Origin of the sequence: Parafrankia sp. FMc2, from assembly GCF_041008525.1 — a bacterium.
GTDB lineage: Bacteria > Actinomycetota > Actinomycetes > Frankiales > Frankiaceae > Parafrankia.
On sequence record NZ_JBFLUG010000531.1, the window covers coordinates 1 to 504 of the forward strand.

General features: G+C 65.3%; 1 protein-coding gene. It reads left to right on the forward strand.

The window, feature by feature from the left end; all coding sequences use genetic code 11:
- Nucleotides 1-60: 60 nt before the first annotated feature.
- Nucleotides 61-504: helix-turn-helix domain-containing protein (locus tag AB1460_RS38315; protein WP_368967514.1), on the forward strand; the 444-nt coding region annotated here is incomplete at its 3' end.

Genomic DNA, 504 nt, shown 5'->3' on the forward strand with positions numbered 1-504 from the left:
GGGAGGAAACGGCGCTCCATGCGGGAACGCATACGGGATTCCTTTCGGTAGAGTCGGAACATGTCCCGTTACCGGCTCGATCCGGCGCCTGGACAGGTTGCCGGGCTCGCCGAGCACTGCGGGCATGCCCGTTTCGTCTGGAATTTGGCTGTTGAGCAGCAGTCGTGGTGGACGCCTTACCGGGGAAAGGCGCCGAATCATCTGGAGCGTTGCCGGCAGTTGACTGCCGCGCGGGCGGAGTTCGACTGGCTGCGGGCTGGATCGCAGACGGTGCAGCAGCAGGCGTTGCGAGATTTTGACCAGGCTATGCGGAACTTCTTCCACGGTTCGCACAGACGCCCGGCCTGGCGGAAACGGGGCCGGTCCGAGGGCTTCCAGGTCGTTGGCAGACATGCCCGGGTGGAGAAGCTGAACCGGAGGTGGTCCCGGTGCTGGGTACCGAAGGTCGGCTGGGTGAGGTTCCGGGTGTCGCGGGTGGTTCCGGGTTTCAGGTCCTACCGGGTC